Source organism: Maritimibacter sp. UBA3975 (genome assembly GCF_002384975.1).
GTDB lineage: Bacteria > Pseudomonadota > Alphaproteobacteria > Rhodobacterales > Rhodobacteraceae > Maritimibacter.
Map to the genome: position 1 here is coordinate 686,546 of NZ_DGCP01000009.1, position 18,265 is coordinate 704,810.

Sequence of the window (18,265 nt, forward strand, 5' to 3'; positions counted from 1 at the left end):
CGGGCGGGCCGCGTTGGGCCCGCCCCGTCTCTCAAAGGCCTCAGTTGTTGCGCATCCAGGGCGCCTGCCCGCCGCGCGGACCATGCCCGTCACGCGGACCGTCGCGTCCGGCGCGGTCGTGATCGCGCCCCTGCATCCGCTCCATCATCTCGGCGCGCGCGGTCTCGAATTCCTCTTCCGTCACCGCGCCGTCACCGTCCGCGTCAGCCCGGTCAAACAGCCGGTCCATGCCCCGTCCACCGGTCATCTCTCCGGCTTCGAGCGTGCCGCTCTTGTCCGCATCGGCCCGCGCCAGAAGCCGCCCGGCCATATCCTCGGCCCGCGCGCGCACCTGCGCATCCGAGGGCCGGCCCGGCACGGCACCGGGGGCCGCCATGCCCATTCGGGCGTCATGGCGCTCCTCGAACCGGGCGATCCCGGCCTCGGTCAGTTCAGCCAGCGTCACGGCACCGTCGCCATCCGCATCCGCCTGCGAAAACCGCTCGCCCGCGCGCTGCGTCAGGTCATCCTGCGTGATCTGCCCGTCACCATTCGCGTCGAGCTCGGCAAACGCCACCGGCGCGCCGCGCATCTGGCCGCGCATGTCGCCCATCTTGTGCCCGCCATCGCGCGCCATCGCCACGCCGGAGGCCGCCAGCGTCATCGCCGCGCCGGTGAGGAGCCCGTAGCCTGTCAGTTTCATCGCACGTTTCATGTTGTTCTCTCCATAAGGGTCAAGGTGTCCTGCCTTGCCGCCCGGCCCGTTGCGACCGTGACATGCCCTTCAAACGGGCGCCTGCGCCGCTTCCGTCGCCAAAGCGCGAAAAAAATCGCAGCGTCTTTCCGCTCAGCCGCCCCGCGACATTCCGTGTCATGGCAAAACGCGCGCCGACACCCTATCTAGACGTGGCGAACACAGCCCCGAGTGAGATCTGCGATGACTGCCACCTCCACGGCCCCCGCGCCCGATACCGGCGCGGAACGTCCCCTGAAGCCCGCCGTCTGGCGCGGCTGGCGCAAGAAGTGCCCGCATTGCGGCACCGGCCCCCTGATGAAAAGCTACCTGAAGGTGCGCGACACCTGCACCGTCTGCGGCGAAGACCTGCACCACCAGCGCGCCGACGACGGCCCGGCCTATCTCACGATCTTGGTGGTGGGCCACCTGCTCGTGCCGTTCTTCCACTTCGGCTTCACGATCTTCCGCCCGGACCCGATGGTGCTGTTCTCGGTGCTGGCCATTCTCGCGGTTGCGCTTTCCCTCTACCTTCTGCCAAGGTTCAAAGGCCTCATGGTGGGGGTGCAATGGGCCAAGCGGATGCATGGCTTCGCCCCGCCCGAGGCCAGATCAGAGGCATGAACGGGGGCCGCGCCCCGCAACTTCCGGGGGGCGCATGAACGCCGAGACGATCGACAAGTCCAAGGTCATCCGACACGCCGCGACCGTGGTGCTGATCCGTGATGCGGACACGAAGCCGCGCGTCCTGATGGGGCAGCGCGGCGCCAAGGCCGCCTTCATGCCCAACAAGTTCGTCTTTCCCGGCGGCGCGGTCGACAAGACGGACCACGGCCTGCCCGTCGCCGAACAGGGGGCCGAGCCCTGCCGCACCCGCCTCGGCGAAGATGCACCCGACGGCATCGGCCCGGCCCTGCTCGCCGCCGCCATCCGCGAATTGTGGGAAGAGACCGGCCAGATCCTCGGCACGCCGGGCACCTGGCCCTCCCCGCCCCCCGACAACTGGCGCGCCTTCGCCGAGTCCGGCTACATCCCGTCCCCCGACGGGCTCGCTTTCGTCTTCCGCGCAATCACGCCACCGGGGCGCCCCCGTCGCTTCGACGCGCGTTTCTTCGTGGCCGATGCGGCACGGCTCAAGACGGACCCGGACGATTTCTCGGGCGCCGCCGACGAGCTCAGCCATCTCCAGTGGATTTCCCTCGCCGACGTGCGCGACTTCGACCTGCCCTTCATCACGCAGGTCGTTCTGGCCGAGATCGCAGGCCGCCTGCCCGATCTCGACGCCCCGCCAAGCGTGCCCTACTTCAAGAACGACGAAGAGGAATCGCTCTTCCTGCGCCTTCAGGGGGCAAGCCCGCTCGGCTGACCTCTTTCCGGTCTGAAAATATCCCGGGGGAGTCGCGCCGCAGGCGCGACGGGGGCAGCGCCCCCCACCGCGACGACCCGGCGCAGCCGGGGCGGCGCAAATCCTGCGCGCGCCAGCGCTCATGTCGAAAACCGCCGGACCTTCCCCGACGCGCCGGAAATCCGCGCATCCCTGCCCAAGTCGAGGGCAACCGGGCAACACCTGTGCCACATCCGCCATTTTTCTTTTGATCAAATTTCAAGGCGCGGTAACCTTTTCCCATGGGCCCGCGTTGAACAGGAAAGGACCCGGCAAAAACAAGGAGGTATCACCGATGCAGGATGCGCTTGTCGCCGCCGCCGACGATCTCGTCGCGGATGGGATGCGGGAGACGGGAATTCCCCTCACCGATACGTTGCGCCATTACATCGCCATCACCCTCGCCCGCTACATGCGCGAGCAGGTTCAAGTCGACGGGCTGACGATCCGGGTGGTCGAGGCGATGGACCGCAGGGCCGATACCTCCGAACTGCGCGCGCTCGCCGATACCTGCCTTATCGCCTGCTCCGTGTTCGAGCGCCGCCTGCGCCGCGCGGGCGGCTCGTTGCGCCACTACGCGGGCCTCGGCCAGACCGCCTATGACGCGGCGACGCTCACCGAACAGGCCTATTCCTTTCCCCATATGCGCGACGTGATCGCGGCGGCCACAGGCCACCCGCCCGAAGGGGTGCGCGACCTCCTCGCCGCCGCGCGCGCGGGCTCGTCTCATGCAAGCGAACGGCTTTCGGAAGACGGCGTCATCGCCTTCCCGACCCAGCGCTTCTTCCACTAGGCCCGCCCGGCGGACAAAAAAGAGCCCCGTCCGGCAAGGGGGTCGGACGGGGCGTTTTCGCGCTGGTGAAATGGGGGGCAGGAACGAGCGCGAAAAAACTGAAATCTGCGAACGCGACGCGCGCCAGGGATGCGTTCGGCGCGCGCCGCGGCCCGCTCAGGCGGCGGAACGCATCGGTCCCCCCACCCCCCGCAGGTCGGTGTCACGAGTCATCGCGGCGACCAGAAGTCGCGCGTCCTCGCCGGTGTAAGTTGCATACAAGGCGGGCTGGCGCGTCGCGGACAGAAAGGCCAGCGTCGTCTCGCCCGGCACGTCGGACGGCGCCACGACAAGCGCGCCACCATCCAGATGCACCACCTCGTCCTGCGCGAAATGAACGGTGACCACCTCGGACACCGCCGGTCCGTCGCTCCGGCCGATTCCCGCGAACCCGACAAGGTCACGGGCCTTCAGAACGGCGAACGGATCCCCGAACAGCCGCTCGGCCGCGTCGCTCTCCACCATGACCGATTGTCCCGGCGCAAGCTCCATCTCGGTCTGATTGCCCAGCGCGCCCGCCGGCACATGAACCGGCAGGGCCGCCTCGGGCAGGTGACGCCCGGCAAGCACGGCGGTGCGGGTCACGGCGACCACCGGCTGCATTCCGTTATCGAAGGTCAGGACGAGATCGCCCACCGCGATCTCCGAGGCGCGCCGCCAGCCTTTCGCGGTCGCCAGCCGCGACCCGGCGTAAATCCCCTTGGTGCGGTAGGTTGACTGGTCCTGCCCGGTATCACCGAGCGGGTCGCGCTTTGCCCTATGGGCGTCGAGGTCGATGATACCGAGCATGTCGTAGTCCCCAGGTTAGGTCCGACGGGACAGGTGGCAGCCCGTTTCTCCGTCGCAAGGTCACACTCGGGAAGGACCGGGGGAGATTCTCGGGCGCAAATAAGGTCAATTCTTGGCAATGTTGCGGATTTTTCGACGGTCGCGACAGTTCAGGCCGTATTGTCGCCCCTCCGGGAACAAACTCACCCGTCGAATGTGTATCCAAAGCGTTCAATATCGGTGCAGCAGGCCTGTGCGACTGCCTCAATTCCCTCTTTGGAATAAGCCTTCCGGTAGTCCCGAACCCGATTCGAGGCGTTTTCGTGGGCAATTTCGTTAAATTTCAGGCCGAGGGCGGTCTCGACCGGGGCCAGATCCTCGCCGAACCGCTCCAACCGGATGAAATGATCGCCCCGCTCGACCCCGTCGCGGTCCTCGACGTACCGCCCATAGGGGTTCAGCTCCATCGACCGCAGGATCATCGGGTCCGTCACGAACGCCGCGAAGTCCAGCGCCTTGGCCTTGGCCACCGCCGGGTGGTCGAACGCCTGCGCCCCGAGCCAGTGATAATAGCTCACCATCCGGTCCCACGGATTGCGCACGAGCGTGAAGACGAAGAAATCCTCCATCTCCTCCTGCGTCACCAGCCCATAAAGATCGGTCAGCATCGAGTGCTTCCACAGCCGGCCTGACGTCTCGATCCCGCGCACCTTGCCACGCCGTTTGCGCGCCTTGGGCGTATCGCCCAGCATGATATCGTCCTTCATCGCCTTGTCCTCGAGCATGAGGGCCAACGACGTGCCGCCCGTCTTGGGCGCATGGACGAAGATATAGCGGCGACCGCGCGAAAGGATCATGGCGAACCGTAACCCCGTGTCGCATCCGCGAAAACCCGGATTGACCGCACGCGAACGATCCGTCCTAATCGGGCGCGGGAGACCAAGGGAGGACATCATGGGCTGGCTGGCCGACGAAACCGGGCTTGAGAAGAACGCGGCGAACTTCGTGCCGCTCACGCCGCTGTCGCATATCCGGCGCGCCGCGCGCCTGTTCCCCGAACGCACATCGGTGGTTCACGCCGACCGGCGGTTCACATGGGGCGAAACCCACGCCCGCGCCTCGCGCTTCGCTTCCGCCCTGGCCCGCGCCGGTGTCGCCCCAGGTGATGTGGTCGCGACCGTGATCCCCAACACGCTCGCCCAGGTCGAGGCAAGCTGGGGCGTGCCCGCCGCCGGGGCGATCCTGAACACCATCAACGTGCGCCTCGACGTGGGCACGGTGGCCTACATCCTCGAACATGGCGGGGCCAAGGTGGTGCTCGCCGACACCCAGTTCCTGACCGTGGTGGAAAAAGCCATCGCGCAGATGGACGGACCAAAGCCTAAGGTCGTCGAAGTCGCCGCCCCGGAAGCGGGCCACCCGGCCAGCGGCACGCATGAGGAATACGAGGACTTCCTGTCCTCCGGCGACCCCGCGTTCGACTGGATCATGCCGGAAGACGAATGGGAAAGCCTCGCACTCAACTACACTTCCGGCACCACGGGGCGGCCCAAGGGTGTCGTCTCCTCCCACCGGGGCGCGTACCTGCACACGATGGGCGTGGCTGTCGCATGGGGCCTGAACAAAGACACGCGCTACCTCACCATCGTGCCGCTCTTTCACTGCAACAACTGGTGCCACACCTGGACGATCCCGGCCGTGGGCGGCACCATCATCACCTGCCGCGACATCACCGCGAAAGCGATCTACGATGCCATCGCGGATGAGGGCGTGACCCATTTCGGCGGCGCACCCATCGTGCTGGGCCTGATGGTGAACGCCAAGGACGCCGACCGCCGCACCTTCGATCACATCGTCGAGGTCTACACCGCCGGCGCCCCGCCGCCGGCCGCAACGCTGGCGGCCATCGAGCCGCTGGGCTTCCACGTCTGCCAAGTCTACGGGCTGACCGAGACATACGGCCACATCACCGAAACCCTGTGGAAGGACGCGTGGGAAGATCTGCCCGACACCGAGCGCTACGCCATCAAGGCCCGGCAGGGCGTGGGACATGCGGATATGGAGGACGTCACCGTCCTCGACTCCGACACCATGCAACAGGTCCCGTGGGACGGCGAAACGGTGGGCGAGATCATGGCGCGCGGCAATGTCATGATGAAGGGCTACCTGAAGAACCCGGACGCCACGCAAGAGGCCTTCCGGGGCGGCTATTTCCACTCCGGCGACATCGCGTTCCAGCACCCGGACGGCTACATCAAGATCACCGACCGGGCGAAGGACGTCATCATCTCGGGCGGCGAGAATGTCTCGTCGGTCGAGGTCGAGGACGTGCTGATGCATCACCCTGCCGTGTCGCTCTGCGCCGTGGTCGCCAAACCGGACGAGAAATGGGGCGAGGTGCCCTGCGCCTTCGTCGAGTTGAAGGAGGGCGCAGAGGTGACGGAGGACGAACTCATCGCCCACACCCGCGCCCAGCTCGCAGGCTTCAAGACACCCAAGCGAGTGGTCTTCACCGAATTGCCCAAGACCTCCACGGGCAAGATCCAGAAGTTCGAATTGCGCAAGATGGTGGCCGACCTCTGACCGCGCTGCCTGTTCACTGAAAGTTCACCACGCGCCTGATTGCTGCGGGCACGTCAGGAACATAATGTGAACATATGGCCCGCCTGACCCTCGACCAAAAACTCGCGATCCTCTCCGATGCCGCGAAATACGATGCCTCCTGCGCCTCCAGCGGGGGGCAAAAGCGGGACTCGCGCGACGGCAAGGGGATCGGCTCGGTGACAGGCTCCGGCATCTGCCATGCCTACGCGCCGGACGGGCGCTGCATCAGCCTGCTCAAGATCCTGATGACGAACTTCTGCATCTACGACTGCGCCTATTGCGTGAATCGTGTCAGCAGCAACGTGCAACGCGCCCGCTTCACACCCGAAGAGGTCGTGACCCTCACACTCGAATTCTACCGGCGCAACTATATCGAGGGGCTGTTTTTGTCCTCCGGCATCATTCGCACGCCCGACGATACGATGGCCGACATGGTCCGCATCGCCCGAATGCTGCGCGAAGATCACGGGTTTCGCGGCTACATCCACCTCAAGACCATCCCCGACGCCTCGCCCGACCTCTTGGACGAGGCAGGCCGCTACGCCGACCGCCTGTCGATCAACGTCGAACTGCCGACCGACGCCTCGGTCAAATCCTACGCGCCTGAGAAATCCCCCGCCCGCATCCGCCGCGCGATGGCCGACGTGCGCCTGCGCAAAGAGGCGGCGGGCGACAAGACCCACACTGGCCGCCGCGCCCCCAAGTTCGCCCCCGCCGGGCAGTCCACCCAGATGATCGTCGGCGCGGACGGCGCCAGCGACACGACCATACTGCAAAGCTCCACCCGGCTTTACGCAAGCTACGGCCTGAAACGCGTCTACTACTCCGCCTTCTCGCCGATCCCCGACAGCTCCGCCGCCCTGCCTCTCATCTCCCCGCCCCTCGTGCGCGAACACAGGCTCTATCAGGCCGACTGGCTCATGCGGTTCTACGGCTTCGACGTGGGCGAAATCACGGGCGCGCGTCCCGACGGCAACCTCGACCTCACGATGGACCCGAAACTCGCCTGGGCGCTGGCCAACCGCCACCTCTTCCCGGTCGACATCAACCGCGCCGACCGCGAAACGCTGCTCCGCGTCCCCGGCATCGGCACCCGCACCGTCGGCCGCATCCTGAAAACCCGCCGCCACCGCACGCTGCGTTACGAGGACCTCATGCGCATGGGCGCGAACCTGAAGAACGCCCACCCCTTCCTTACAGCCCTCGACTGGCGCCCCCGCAACCTCGACGCGGCGGACCTCAAGGCCCGCTTCGCCCCGCCGCCCGAGCAACTGTCGCTGTTCTGATGCTGCGCGTCTCGCTCCCCAAGGTCGGCACCTATGAGGCATGGCGCAACCACGCGCGCGCCTTTCTGGCCAGTGAGACGCCGCCCGAAGACATCCTCTGGCACCGGGGCGCGGGCGGCGGCGATCTCTTCGCCGCCACCGTGCCGACCCCGCGCGCGGCACCTCAGACGACGGTGCCCCGGGATTTCGTCGCCCTCGCCCGGCTCGCCGTCCATCACTCCGACCCGGAACGGTTCGCCCGCCTCTACGCGCTCCTCTGGGCGCTCGGAACCCGCCCGCGCCTGACCGACGACCGGGGCGACCCGCGCGTGGCGCACCTCAACCGACTTGCGAAAGAGGTCGGACGCGACCGCCACAAGATGCACGCCTTCGTCCGCTTCCGCGACATGGGCTCCCAGACGGACCGCCGCCGCTTCGCCGCGTGGTTCGAACCCTCGCATCCGATCCTCGAAATCGGCGCGCCGTTCTTCGCCAAACGCTTCGGCGACATGGACTGGTCGATCTTCACGCCCGACATGACCGCGCATTTCGTCGCCGGCACCCTCACCTTCACGGACCCCGCCCCGCGGCCCGACCTGCCCGACGACGCGGCGGAAGACCTCTGGCGCACCTATTTCCGCTCGATCTTCAACCCGGCCCGCCTGAAGCCCAAGGCCATGCAGGCCGAGATGCCCAAGAAATACTGGCGCAACATGCCCGAGGCAGGACTGATCCCCGAGCTCATCGCCACCGCCGAGAGCCGCGCCCGCGAAATGGCCGAGGCCACGCCCACCCTCGCGCCCGCCCGCGCCGAAAAGGTCGCCGCCCGGGTGGCCCAATCGCAAGAGGCGCTCACCGCCTCGCAAGACCGCTTCCACGCCGCCCTCGACGCCTGCACCCGCTGCCCGCTCCACGCGAACGCCACCCAGGCCGTCCCCGGCGAGGGCCCCACGGACGCGCCCCTCATGTTCGTCGGCGAGCAACCGGGCGACCGCGAAGACCTGACAGGCCGCCCCTTCACCGGCCCCGCGGGCCAACTCTTCGACCGCGCGCTCGCCTCAGCCGGCATCGACCGCACCACGGCCTATGTCACCAACGCGGTCAAACACTTCAAATTCACCCCGCGCGGCAAACGCCGTCTCCATCAGGCGCCGAACCGCGAGGAAATCGCACACTGCCGCTGGTGGCTCGACCTCGAACGCGAACGCGTGCGACCCGACCTCACCGTCGCCCTCGGCGCCACCGCGCTCGAAAGCCTGACGGGCGATCGCCGCGCGCTCCTCGAACGCCGGGGCAGGATCGAAGAAACGACAGACGGCGCGCCGCTCCTGGTCACGATCCACCCCAGCTACATCCTGCGCCTCCCGGACCCTGTGCACAAAGCCGAGGAAGAAGCCCGCTTCATCGAAGACCTCCGCGCCGCCCGCGCCCACCTGCCGACATGAAAAGGGACGCTCCCGCGCCCCCCTTCTTCGTTCTTCAAATACTTCGGGAGGTCAGGAGGGCTGGCCCTCCTGAGGCGGCGCCAGCCGCCTTCCCGCCGCGCCGCAGGGCGCGAAGCCCTGCGGCGCAATCCCTCAGGCGGCACATTCCAGCAAAAGCGTCCCGGCCGCCGTGTTCGAAATCGGAATGTGATAATTCCGCGTGATCTCGTTCACGTCGTCGCCCAGCGCCCCGCGCATCATCATCCACATCAGGAACTCGGTCCCCTGCGCCCCGGCCTTTTCGACCAGCTCCATGCGGGTGATCTTGGTCAGCTCTTCCGGGTTCGACACGATGTTGTCGAGGCAGTACTGATCGAACTCCTTGTTGATGAAGCCCGCGCGCTGCCCGTCCAGCTGGTGGCTCAGACCACCGGTGCCGAGGATCACGATGGTCGCGTCCTCCGGGAACGACCGCAGCGCCTTGCCCAGCGCCTTGCCGAAGTCCAGCGCCCGCGCCAGCGTCGGGATCGGGTGCTGCACGGTGTTGGCCGAAATCGGAACGGTTTTCGGCATATCCGGGTGATGTGGCGCACCAGGCCAGAACAGCTGCATCGGCACGACGAACCCATGGTCGACCGCCAGCTCCTGACAGGTGGTCAGGTCGAAATGATCGGCCACCATGCTCTCGGCGATATGCCAGCTCAGCTCCGGCGCACCGGGGAACGGGTCGAGCGCGGGCAGGCCCCAGCCCTCGTCCTCGTTGCGGTACTCGTTCGCGCACCCGATCGCGAAGGTCGGCATCCGGTCGAGGAAGAAGCCAAGCCCGTGGTCGTTGTAGATATTGATGCAGTAGTCGGGCTTGTGATCCTTGATCCACTGGTGAACCTTCGGATAGCCGTCGAAAAAGGGCTTCCAGTACGGATCGTCATAAAGCTCCTTCTGGATCGCATTGCCGACCGCCGGAATGTGGGACGTGGTGATCCCGCCAAGAATTTTCGCCATTGTCCGTCCCCCTTACGCCTGGCTCGCCAGGTATTCCTTGAATTCTTCGGTGGTCTTGCCGGTCTGAAGCCCGCCCACATCCTGCACGCCAAGGCCGAAGATCCCGGCGAATTTGGCGAGGTAGTAGATGTTGCCACCGGCAGCGATGAGACCCAGCACATTGCGCTCGCGCACGGCGGTCTTCTGCTCGTCATTCAGGCCGTATTTCTCCATCCAGCCTTCTTCGTCGGCCCGGAAGCTTTCGCGGTTCTCGGCCTTGTTGAAGTCGTAGCACATCTTGTTCAGCGCATAGCCTTTCATGGCCATCTTGCCGTCGAAGATCGTCGTGCCCGGAATGTCGATGTGATAGTCGTAGCCCGGCATATCATGCATGGCCGTTCCTCCTTGATTGATCTGAGCCTGTGTCGCACGCGCCGCCGCGCGCCAATTTGACCTGAATCAAGCCACATCCCGTTCCGCGTCGATTGAATGATCGGAACGCAAATCTTATGGGCTACGGGCACGCAAAGTGGCCACGAAAGGCCGTGCAGGCAGGCGCAAATGCCCATACGCCGCCGTCCGGACGCGCAGGTCTCTATAGGTTCAGATGTTCAGGGAGGTCGGGGACCGGGCCACGCGTGCAGCCCGGCCTGACATGGCGCGGTCAGCGCGCCCAGTAAAGCCGCATCGGGTTATCGACGAGGAGCTTGCGCTGTTCCTCGTCCGTCGGCGCGATCCGGGGAATGAAATCCACGAGGTTGCCGTCGTCGGGCATGTGGCTCTTCATGTTCGGATGCGGCCAGTCCGTGCCCCAGAGCACCCGGTCCGGGAACCGCTCCACCACCGCGCGCGCGAACGGCACCACGTCGTCATAGGCGGGCGGGCCCGAGACGGACAGACGCTCCGGGCAGGTCACTTTCGACCAGATGTTGTCGTTGTCTTCCATCAGCTTCAGGAAGCGCTGGAAATCCGGGTGATCGACACCCTTCTCCACGTCGGGCCGTCCCATGTGGTCGACCACGATGATCCCCGGCAGGCTTTCGAGGAACGGCACCAGCTCCTCCAGATCGGCGGCTTCGAAGTAGACCACGATGGACCAGCCGAACTCCTGGATACGCTCGGCCACTTGGGTGAAATGCTCACGCGGCGTCGCATCGACCAGACGCTTGACGAAGTTGAAGCGCACTCCGCGCACGCCCGCCTCGTCGAGTTCAGCAAGCTCCTCACGCGTGATGTCATGGCGCACGCTCGCCACGCCGCGGGCCAGATCGCCCGCCGTTCGACAGGCATCCGCCATCGCCGCGTTGTCCTTGCCGTGGCAGGTCGCCTGCACGATCACGTTGCGGGTGAAGCCGAGGAAATCGCGCAGTTCGTAAAGCTTGTCCTTCCCCGCGTTGCAGGGCGTGTACTTGCGCTCCGGCGCGAAGGGAAACTCCGGGCTCGGCCCGAACACATGGCAATGCGCGTCCACCGCCCCTTCGGGCAGCTTGAAGTCGGGCTTCTTGGGGTCCGGGTGGAAATCCAGCCAGTCGGCGTCTTTCACTTGGGTCTCGGTCATCTCAGTCTCCAAACACTTCGCCGTCCATCAGCTTGCGCGCCGTGCGCAGGATGGCGGCGGACACCGGCGTTCCCGCCGCGTCCAGTTTCGCGATCACGGTCATCTCGCCCGTGGGATGTTCGATGGAAAGGCTGCGCTCGTCGCCCTCCCCGGTCTCGGCCAGCGCCTGCGCGGGCGACCCTTCGAGCAGGCAGGCCGTCGCCACGCTCACCGCGCCCAGAACCCCGATGGTCTTGTGGCAGCGATGCGGGATGAAGGTGCGCGTGTTCACCGCGCCCCCGGCTTTGGGTGCCGTGACCATCGTCATCTTGGGCACCGATTTCTCTTTCACGTCGCCAAGGTTCATCATCGGCCCACAGGCCAGCCGGATCGCCTCCAGCTTGGCCCGCAAATCCTCGTTGGCCTCAAGCTCTTCCGGCGTCTCATCGCCCGTGATCCCCATGTCGGCCCCGCGCATCACGACCACGGGCATCCCGTTGTCGATCATCGTGACCTCGACACCCTCGACGGTGTCCACCACGTTGCCGGTGGGCAAGAGCGCGCCGCAGGACGACCCGGCCGTATCCTTGAACTCCAGCGGGATCGGCGCCGCCGTGCCCGGCACCCCGTCGATGGCCGCCTCGCCCGCATAGGACACCACGCCACCCGGAGTCTTCACATCCGCGACGGCGACCTGTCCGGTGTTCTCCATGTAGATCGACACGCGGGTCTGGTCCCCCGTCGCGTCGATCAACCCGCGCTCGATGGCGAAGGGGCCGACACCGGCCAGCATGTTGCCGCAGTTCTGCTTGTCCGTGACGATGGGCTGATCCACGAAAACCTGAAGGAAGAGGTAGTCGACATCGACCCCCTCCCTCTCGGACTTGCGCACCACGGCGATCTTGGAGGTGAGCGGATCGGTCCCGCCCATCCCGTCGATCTGGCGAATGTCCGGCGATCCCATGACGCGCAGCAGGAAGGCATCGCGCGTCGCTTCGTCCGACGGCAGGTCGTCCGACAGGAAAAATCCGCCCTTCGACGTGCCGCCGCGCATCCACATGCAGCGCACGCCCTCAGACATGCCCGCACCCGGCGTATGCACAAAGTGTATGTACAGCGTGTGTACGCGGTGTGTACGCGCTGTGCATGGCCCGCTCAGACATATTTGAGGCCCTTTTCAGCGAGCCGTTCACGCATCTTGTAGATGTCGAGACCCAGTTCCCCGGCCTCGAATTTCGCCCGCTTCTCGCCCTCGTTCGCTTCACGCGCTTGAGCTTTTTCCAATACCTCGGCGGCCTCTTCCCGGCGCACCACGACGACCCCGTCGTCATCCGCCACGATCACGTCACCGGGGTTCACCAGCGCATCCGCGCAGACCACCGGCACGTTCACCGATCCCAGCGTTTCCTTGATCGTGCCCTGCGCCCCGATCGCCTTGGACCAGACCGGGAAATTCATTTCGGTGAGGTCGCGCACATCGCGCACGCCGGCATCGATGATCAGCCCCCGGCACCCGCGCGCCTGCGCCGATGTGGCCAGCAGATCGCCGAAGTATCCGGCGTCCGACGGGCTGATCGTGCCGAGCAGAAGGACGTCACCCTCCTGCAATTGCTCGATGGCGACATGGATCATCCAGTTGTCCATTGGCGGCGCGAGGATCGTCGTCGCCGACCCCGCGATCCGCGCACCGGGATAGATCGGACGCATATAGGAATTCAGCAGTCCCTTGCGCCCCTGCGCCTCATGCACAGTCGCCACACCGCAGGCCCCGAGGCCATCGATCACGGCGGGATCGGCACGTTCGATGTTCTGGACGACGACGCCGGTTGTTCCGGGTTGATAGGTCATGTGGCCTCCTCTCAATCCAGCTCGTCGACGGTGCGCGGGAAGATGGCCTCGAACCCTTCCGCATGGGTCGCGGCCTTGCCGCCCGCCTGCCCGCCGGAGTTACGGCGGAAGTGGTTGCCGCGGTTCTCGGCCACGTTTTCGTAGAAGTGCCACAGGTGCTCCTGCCCCTGCATGCACTGGATCGCGGCCCATTTCTTGTCCCACACGTCCGACACGTCGAGAAAGATGTTGGGCTTCCAGTTCATCTGCTCGGTCTGGTGCGGCTCGAACAGGTAAAGCTGCGGCGCGCCCAGAACCTTCTCGCCCGGGTTATGGCCCCAGGCCTGCGCCATCATCCGGGTCTCGAGCGCGAACTGCGTCGTGTTCATGTGGTCGGTGTTGTAGGGGTCCCATTTCGAGTGGGAAAACATGAACTTGGGTTGCACGGCGCGGATCACGTCGACCATCTTGTCCTTGTATTCGCGCGTGAATTCCAGCGGGTAGTCGCCCATGTCGAAGAACTGGATGTCGTGGACACCCAGCGCGGAAGCCGCGTTCTCGGCCTCCTTGCGGCGCTCGGTCTTGACCTTGTCGAGCGTCATGCCCTCCTGCTTCCACAGCTTCGCGCTTTCCCCGCGCTCGCCGTAGGACAGGCAGACGACGGTGACGTCGTAGCCCAGCTTGGCGTGTTTCGCGATGGCGCCGCCGGCCCGCCAGACGAAGTCGGCGGAATGGGCGGAAATGACGAGGGCGGTTTTCTTGTCGGACATAAGGTCTCTCTCCCGGGAACCTGTTATGGGTCGCGCACGGGAAAGGCCCGGCGCGTTGGATCGGGCATAGTCCACGCGGGGGGCCGATTGCCATTTGAATCGCGCGTGAAGTTGATAAATATTTGCTATAGTCTTGTCTCGGGCTCATGAAGCGAGCCCTGTCCAAAGGCCTCGCATGACCGTCGAATTTCCCAACCTGCGCCACCTGCGCGCGTTTCTCGAAGTGGCCGATGCCAAGGGTATTTCGGCAGCGGCCCATAAGGTTCATCTGAGCCAGCCTGCGGTGACGCAGGCGATCTCGGGGCTGGAGGCGCGGCTGGAAACCCGACTGCTCGACCGGCGGCCCGAGGGAATGTTCCCGACCCAGGCAGGCGGTGCGCTCCACGCCCGCATCCGGCGCATGTTCGCCCATCTGGCTCACGGCGCAGCCCTCGCCGTGCGCCTCGCCCGGCGCGAGGGCAAGCCGGTCGCGGACTTCCACCTGCGGGTCACAGCGGCACAGTTGCGCGCCCTGATCGCGGTGCGCGACGCTGGAAACTTCTCGCTCGCCGCGCGCACGCTGGGCATTTCGCAACCGTCGATCCACCGTGCCTGCCGCGATCTTGAGAAGTTGTCCGGCATGTCGTTCTTCACCGCCGGGCGGCGCGGGATCGAACTCACCCCGCAGGCCGAGGCGTTCGCCCGGTCCGTGAAGCTCGCGGAAGCCGAACTCAACCAAGGGCTCGATGACCTCACCCGGCTGGCGGGGCGTGACAGCACGCGGATTACCGTGGGGTCCATGCCCCTGTCGCGCACCCGCATCCTGCCGGAGGCGATCAACGCACTTCTGGACCACGCCTCCAACGTGCAGATCCGCACCATCGACGCGCCCTATGGCGAGTTGCTCAGGGGCCTGCGCTATGGCGAGATCGACGTGCTGATCGGGGCGCTGCGCGATCCGGTTCCGGTTGAGGACGTGGAGCAGGAGCCGCTTTTCACCGACAGGCTCGCCGTGGTGGCGGGGCCGGAGCATCCGCTCGCAGGCGCGTCCGGGCTGACCATCGCGGATACGCTGAAATTCCCGTGGATCGCCCCGCCGAAGGAGACGCCGGGCGGCTCTTACCTGTTCCGCACACTGGGGATCGCGGGACTGGCGCAGACGCCGGTGCGGATCGTGTCATCCTCGATGGTGCTGGTGCGCGGGCTGCTTGCGCGGGGCGACTACCTCACCATCCTGTCGCCGCATCAGGCCGCCGTGGAGATCGCGCGCGGCGACATGGTGCGCCTAAACCTGCACCTGCCCGAAAGCGCTCGCCCCATCGGTCTCACCACCCGGACCGGATGGGTGCCGACGGCCACGCAGGCCCGGTTCCTCGACCTTATCCGGGCCGCAGCGCGCGATTGACGGCACCTGACCTATACTCAGAATGAATACACCTTCGGACCAATCAATTTCCAATCCGGCCACGGCGACCCTACATGCAAGGCACATGCGAACGGATCAAGAGATAACACAGGCCACCGACCTGTCCAAAAAGGTCGCCCTCATAGGCTTCGGCGAAGCCGGCCAAGCCCTCGCCGAGGGTTGGCGGGAGGCGGTTCCGGGCGTTCGCGTGGCAGCGTATGACATCAAGACGGACACGCCCCACAGCCCGACCGCGCAGGCCATGTGGAAAAGCTATGAGGCGCTCGGGGTCACGGGGGCCAACTCCGTCGCGGAAGCCTTCGTCGGCGCGTCGGCAATCTTTTCGCTCGTCACCGCCGATGCCGCGCAGGACGCGGCGCGCGCGGCGGCAGCGGTGATGCCCGCCGGCACGCTCTACTTCGACTGCAATTCCTGCGCCCCCGAAACCAAGCGCGGCTCTGCTGCGTTGGTCGAGAACGCCGGCGGAAGATACGTCGACATGGCGATCATGTCCCCGATCCGCCCCAAGCGGCACGAAGCGCCGGTTCTGCTGTCCGGACCGCATGCCGAGGCGGCTTGGGCGCTCACCCAGCGGCTTGGGATGAAAGCGGAAATCCTGCCCGGCGACGTGGGGCGCGCCTCAGCGGTCAAGATGATCCGCTCGATCATGATCAAGGGGGTCGAAGCGCTGACCTTGGAGTGCATTCTGGCTGCCGTGAAGGCAGGGGTGGACCGGGAGGTCGTCGCTTCGCTCGATGCCTCCATGCCCGGCTGGGACTGGGCCGCACGCGCCGCATATAACATGGAGCGCACGACCACCCACGGGGTGCGCCGGGCCGCCGAAATGCGCGAGGTCGCGCAGACCGTGACGGACCTTGGCCTGCCCGCCCGTATGGCGCCCGCCACCGTCGCGTGGCAACAAGAGATGGGGGACCTCGGCATCGTCGGCGGTTCTGAGGAGTATCACGACAGGGCCCGCGCCATCCTCGCGGCCCTCACACACGCGCAACTGGAGGAAACCTCATGACGAGGAAAGAAAAGGAATACGACGATATTCCCGGCACGTTCGTCTTCGACGCGGACCGGTCACGGCAGGGCTACTGGCTCAACCAGTTCTGCATCTCGCTCTCGAAAGAGTCGGGCCGTCAGGCCTTCCGGGACGACCCGGAAGCGCACATGGCGAAGTTCAAGATGACCGAAGAGCAGAAACAGGCCGTGCGCGACCGCGACTGGAACGGTCTGCTCGAGCTTGGCGGGAACATCTACTACACCTCGAAACTCGGCGCCTTCGACGGGATCGTCTTTCAGGATCTCGCCGCGATGATGTCGGGCATGAGCCGCGACGACTACCGCAAGATGATGGTGGACGGCGGACGCAGCCCCGAAGGCAACCGATACAAATCCGAATGGGAGAAGAAATAATGGCCAAGATCACAGCAGGCATCGCGTGCAGCCATGTGCCCGCCATCGGCGTGGCCATGGACCAGCACATCACCGACCAGCCCTATTGGCAGCCGGTGTTCGAGGGGTTCGATTATTCCCGAGAGTGGAACAAGAAGAACAAGCCCGACGTGGTCTTCCTTGTCTATAACGACCACTGCACCGCCTTCGACGCCTCCGTCATCCCGACCTTCGCGCTGGGTTGCGCAGCCGAGTTCACGCCGGCCGACGAAGGCTGGGGCCCGCGCCCGGTGCCGGTGGTCAAGAACCATCAGGAATTTGCGAGCCACATCGCCCAAAGCCTCGTGCTCGACGAATTCGACATCACGATCATGAACGAAATGGACGTGGACCACGGCCTGACCGTGCCGCTGTCGGTCATGTTCGGCGACAAGACGCCGGAAGACGAGTGGGGCACGCTGGTCATCCCGCTCGCCGTGAACGTGGTGCAATACCCCGCCCCGACCGCGAACCGCTGCTTCGCGCTGGGTCAGGCGATCCGCCGCGCCGTCGACAGCTGGGACGAGGACATCAACGTCCACATTTACGGCACCGGTGGCATGAGCCACCAGCTTCAGTCGCAGCGCGCGGGCCTCATCAACGCGACCTGGGACCAGCAATTCATGGACATCCTCGTGAACGAGCCGGAAAAGGCGCGCAAGATTTCGCATCTGGAATTCCTGCGTGAAACCGGCTCGGAAGGTATCGAGATGGTCATGTGGCTCGTCATGCGCGGGGCGCTCGACGAGAAGGTGACTGAGGTTCACCGACACTACCATGTGCCGGCGTCGAACACGGCGGTCGGCCATCTTATCCTTGAAAATCACGCTTAAGGGGAAAGTCATGCGTATTTGTGTCGCTGGCGCCTATGGCGCCTTCGGGATCAAGCATTTGGACGCGCTGGCCAATATCGACGGGGTGGAAGTGACCTCGGTGATGGGGCCGACGGAAGAAAAGATCAAAGCCTTCGCCGAAGAACGCGGCGTGGGTCACTGGGCCACCTCGCTCGATGAATGTCTGGCGCGGGACGACGTGGATGGGGTGATCCTCTCCACACCGACGCAGATGCATGCCGAGCAGGCCATCGCCTGCATGGACGCGGGCAAGCATGTGCTGGTGGAGATCCCGATGGCCGACAGCCTTGCGGATTCGCAGGCCGTCGTGGCCAAGCAGAAGGAAACCGGCCTCGTCGCGATGGCGGGCCAGGTGCGCCGGTTCAACCCCTCGCACCAATGGATCAAGAACAAGATCGACGCGGGCGAGCTGAAGGTCCAGCAGATGGACGTTCAGACCTATTTCTTCCGCCGCACCAACACCAACGCCAAGGGCGAGCCGCG

Annotated in this window: 20 protein-coding genes; 11 read left to right on the forward strand and 9 right to left on the reverse strand. The window is 65.7% G+C overall.

Annotation, left to right across the window (positions count from 1 at the left end):
• Positions 1-40 precede the first annotated feature (40 nt).
• Positions 41-694 carry an EF-hand domain-containing protein gene (locus B2585_RS08575; protein ID WP_292021979.1) on the reverse strand — a complete coding sequence of 218 codons (654 nt, stop codon included), beginning with the start codon at positions 692-694 and terminating at the stop codon, positions 41-43.
• A 222-nt stretch (positions 695-916) separates the two neighbouring features.
• Between B2585_RS08575 and B2585_RS08580 the strand changes: the two genes are divergently transcribed.
• From B2585_RS08580 to B2585_RS08590, 3 genes are all read left to right on the forward strand, one after another.
• A complete protein-coding gene (locus B2585_RS08580; RefSeq protein WP_292021981.1) occupies positions 917-1,336 on the forward strand; it encodes a DUF983 domain-containing protein in 420 nt (139 codons plus the stop codon).
• Positions 1,337-1,370: 34 nt separating this feature from the next.
• Positions 1,371-2,078, forward strand: a complete 708-nt coding sequence (locus B2585_RS08585) for an NUDIX hydrolase (protein ID WP_292021983.1) — start codon at positions 1,371-1,373, stop codon at positions 2,076-2,078.
• Positions 2,079-2,391: 313 nt separating this feature from the next.
• Positions 2,392-2,889, forward strand: a complete 498-nt coding sequence (locus B2585_RS08590) for a hypothetical protein (RefSeq protein WP_292021985.1) — start codon at positions 2,392-2,394, stop codon at positions 2,887-2,889.
• A gap of 156 nt (positions 2,890-3,045) precedes the next feature.
• Here B2585_RS08590 and B2585_RS08595 read toward each other — a convergent pair whose 3' ends face one another.
• Both B2585_RS08595 and B2585_RS08600 read right to left on the reverse strand, forming a co-directional pair.
• Positions 3,046-3,717, reverse strand: a complete 672-nt coding sequence (locus tag B2585_RS08595; RefSeq protein WP_292021986.1) for a Hint domain-containing protein — start codon at positions 3,715-3,717, stop codon at positions 3,046-3,048.
• 182 nt (positions 3,718-3,899) lie between these two features.
• Entirely contained in the window at positions 3,900-4,553 is a 654-nt protein-coding gene (locus tag B2585_RS08600; protein ID WP_292021989.1) for a sulfotransferase family 2 domain-containing protein, read from the reverse strand.
• Positions 4,554-4,650: 97 nt separating this feature from the next.
• Here B2585_RS08600 and B2585_RS08605 point away from each other — a divergent pair, with 97 nt between their 5' ends.
• The 3 genes from B2585_RS08605 (at position 4,651) to B2585_RS08615 (ending at position 9,010) form a co-directional block, all read left to right on the forward strand.
• Positions 4,651-6,279: an AMP-binding protein gene (locus tag B2585_RS08605; RefSeq protein WP_292021991.1), complete on the forward strand. Its 1,629-nt coding sequence runs from the start codon at positions 4,651-4,653 to the stop codon at positions 6,277-6,279.
• Positions 6,280-6,353: 74 nt separating this feature from the next.
• The gene (locus B2585_RS08610) at positions 6,354-7,586 is read left to right on the forward strand and encodes a putative DNA modification/repair radical SAM protein (RefSeq protein WP_292021994.1); all 1,233 of its coding nucleotides are present in this window, start codon (positions 6,354-6,356) and stop codon (positions 7,584-7,586) included.
• Positions 7,586-9,010 (forward strand): UdgX family uracil-DNA binding protein, encoded by a 1,425-nt coding sequence (locus tag B2585_RS08615; protein WP_292021996.1) that lies wholly within the window; start codon positions 7,586-7,588, stop codon positions 9,008-9,010. The genes B2585_RS08610 and B2585_RS08615 overlap by 1 nt, the downstream gene beginning before the upstream one ends.
• Positions 9,011-9,142: 132 nt before the next feature.
• Here the strand turns inward: B2585_RS08615 and B2585_RS08620 are convergent, their stop codons facing one another.
• The 6 genes from B2585_RS08620 to B2585_RS08645 all read right to left on the reverse strand — a co-directional run bounded on the left by B2585_RS08620 (position 9,143) and on the right by B2585_RS08645 (position 14,104).
• On the reverse strand, positions 9,143-9,991 hold the full coding sequence (locus B2585_RS08620; protein ID WP_292021998.1) for a class III extradiol dioxygenase family protein: 849 nt from the start codon (positions 9,989-9,991) through the stop codon (positions 9,143-9,145).
• 12 nt (positions 9,992-10,003) lie between these two features.
• Positions 10,004-10,363, reverse strand: coding sequence for a protocatechuate 4,5-dioxygenase subunit alpha (locus tag B2585_RS08625; RefSeq protein WP_292022000.1), 360 nt, complete (start codon positions 10,361-10,363; stop codon positions 10,004-10,006).
• A 271-nt stretch (positions 10,364-10,634) separates the two neighbouring features.
• Positions 10,635-11,528 (reverse strand): amidohydrolase family protein, encoded by an 894-nt coding sequence (locus B2585_RS08630; RefSeq protein ID WP_292022001.1) that lies wholly within the window; start codon positions 11,526-11,528, stop codon positions 10,635-10,637.
• 1 nt (position 11,529) lies between these two features.
• The gene (locus B2585_RS08635; protein ID WP_292022003.1) at positions 11,530-12,588 is read right to left on the reverse strand and encodes a 4-oxalomesaconate tautomerase; all 1,059 of its coding nucleotides are present in this window, start codon (positions 12,586-12,588) and stop codon (positions 11,530-11,532) included.
• A 74-nt stretch (positions 12,589-12,662) separates the two neighbouring features.
• The gene (gene ligK / locus B2585_RS08640; RefSeq protein ID WP_292022006.1) at positions 12,663-13,355 is read right to left on the reverse strand and encodes a 4-carboxy-4-hydroxy-2-oxoadipate aldolase/oxaloacetate decarboxylase; all 693 of its coding nucleotides are present in this window, start codon (positions 13,353-13,355) and stop codon (positions 12,663-12,665) included.
• Positions 13,356-13,366: 11 nt separating this feature from the next.
• Positions 13,367-14,104 carry a PIG-L deacetylase family protein gene (locus tag B2585_RS08645; protein WP_292022008.1) on the reverse strand — a complete coding sequence of 246 codons (738 nt, stop codon included), beginning with the start codon at positions 14,102-14,104 and terminating at the stop codon, positions 13,367-13,369.
• Between the two features lie 175 nt (positions 14,105-14,279).
• Between B2585_RS08645 and B2585_RS08650 the strand changes: the two genes are divergently transcribed.
• The 5 genes from B2585_RS08650 to B2585_RS08670 form a co-directional block, all read left to right on the forward strand.
• On the forward strand, positions 14,280-15,488 hold the full coding sequence (locus B2585_RS08650; protein ID WP_292022010.1) for a LysR family transcriptional regulator: 1,209 nt from the start codon (positions 14,280-14,282) through the stop codon (positions 15,486-15,488).
• Between the two features lie 85 nt (positions 15,489-15,573).
• Positions 15,574-16,515, forward strand: a complete 942-nt coding sequence (locus B2585_RS08655; protein WP_292022012.1) for an NAD(P)-dependent oxidoreductase — start codon at positions 15,574-15,576, stop codon at positions 16,513-16,515.
• The gene (ligA, locus tag B2585_RS08660) at positions 16,512-16,910 is read left to right on the forward strand and encodes a protocatechuate 4,5-dioxygenase subunit alpha (RefSeq protein WP_292022014.1); all 399 of its coding nucleotides are present in this window, start codon (positions 16,512-16,514) and stop codon (positions 16,908-16,910) included. The genes B2585_RS08655 and ligA overlap by 4 nt, the downstream gene beginning before the upstream one ends.
• A complete protein-coding gene (locus B2585_RS08665; RefSeq protein ID WP_292022016.1) occupies positions 16,910-17,761 on the forward strand; it encodes a class III extradiol dioxygenase subunit beta in 852 nt (283 codons plus the stop codon). The genes ligA and B2585_RS08665 overlap by 1 nt, the downstream gene beginning before the upstream one ends.
• 10 nt (positions 17,762-17,771) lie before the next feature.
• On the forward strand, positions 17,772-18,265 hold a 494-nt coding region (locus tag B2585_RS08670; RefSeq protein WP_292022018.1), incomplete at its 3' end, for a Gfo/Idh/MocA family protein.

Bases quoted from the DNA above. Each gene is read 5' to 3' on its own strand.
- B2585_RS08665 (WP_292022016.1), top strand. From the start codon at position 16,910: ATGGCCAAGATCACAGCAGGCATCGCGTGCAGCCATGTGCCCGCCATC.
- B2585_RS08610 (WP_292021994.1), top strand. From the start codon at position 6,354: ATGGCCCGCCTGACCCTCGACCAAAAACTCGCGATCCTCTCCGATGCC.
- B2585_RS08595 (WP_292021986.1), bottom strand. From the start codon at position 3,717: ATGCTCGGTATCATCGACCTCGACGCCCATAGGGCAAAGCGCGACCCG.
- B2585_RS08600 (WP_292021989.1), bottom strand. From the start codon at position 4,553: ATGATCCTTTCGCGCGGTCGCCGCTATATCTTCGTCCATGCGCCCAAG.
- B2585_RS08605 (WP_292021991.1), top strand. From the start codon at position 4,651: ATGGGCTGGCTGGCCGACGAAACCGGGCTTGAGAAGAACGCGGCGAAC.
- ligA (WP_292022014.1), top strand. From the start codon at position 16,512: ATGACGAGGAAAGAAAAGGAATACGACGATATTCCCGGCACGTTCGTC.
- B2585_RS08575 (WP_292021979.1), bottom strand. From the start codon at position 694: ATGAAACGTGCGATGAAACTGACAGGCTACGGGCTCCTCACCGGCGCG.
- B2585_RS08630 (WP_292022001.1), bottom strand. From the start codon at position 11,528: ATGACCGAGACCCAAGTGAAAGACGCCGACTGGCTGGATTTCCACCCG.
- B2585_RS08645 (WP_292022008.1), bottom strand. From the start codon at position 14,104: ATGTCCGACAAGAAAACCGCCCTCGTCATTTCCGCCCATTCCGCCGAC.
- B2585_RS08590 (WP_292021985.1), top strand. From the start codon at position 2,392: ATGCAGGATGCGCTTGTCGCCGCCGCCGACGATCTCGTCGCGGATGGG.
- B2585_RS08655 (WP_292022012.1), top strand. From the start codon at position 15,574: ATGCGAACGGATCAAGAGATAACACAGGCCACCGACCTGTCCAAAAAG.
- B2585_RS08615 (WP_292021996.1), top strand. From the start codon at position 7,586: ATGCTGCGCGTCTCGCTCCCCAAGGTCGGCACCTATGAGGCATGGCGC.
- B2585_RS08620 (WP_292021998.1), bottom strand. From the start codon at position 9,991: ATGGCGAAAATTCTTGGCGGGATCACCACGTCCCACATTCCGGCGGTC.
- ligK (WP_292022006.1), bottom strand. From the start codon at position 13,355: ATGACCTATCAACCCGGAACAACCGGCGTCGTCGTCCAGAACATCGAA.
- B2585_RS08650 (WP_292022010.1), top strand. From the start codon at position 14,280: ATGACCGTCGAATTTCCCAACCTGCGCCACCTGCGCGCGTTTCTCGAA.
- B2585_RS08585 (WP_292021983.1), top strand. From the start codon at position 1,371: ATGAACGCCGAGACGATCGACAAGTCCAAGGTCATCCGACACGCCGCG.
- B2585_RS08635 (WP_292022003.1), bottom strand. From the start codon at position 12,588: ATGTCTGAGGGCGTGCGCTGCATGTGGATGCGCGGCGGCACGTCGAAG.
- B2585_RS08580 (WP_292021981.1), top strand. From the start codon at position 917: ATGACTGCCACCTCCACGGCCCCCGCGCCCGATACCGGCGCGGAACGT.
- B2585_RS08625 (WP_292022000.1), bottom strand. From the start codon at position 10,363: ATGCATGATATGCCGGGCTACGACTATCACATCGACATTCCGGGCACG.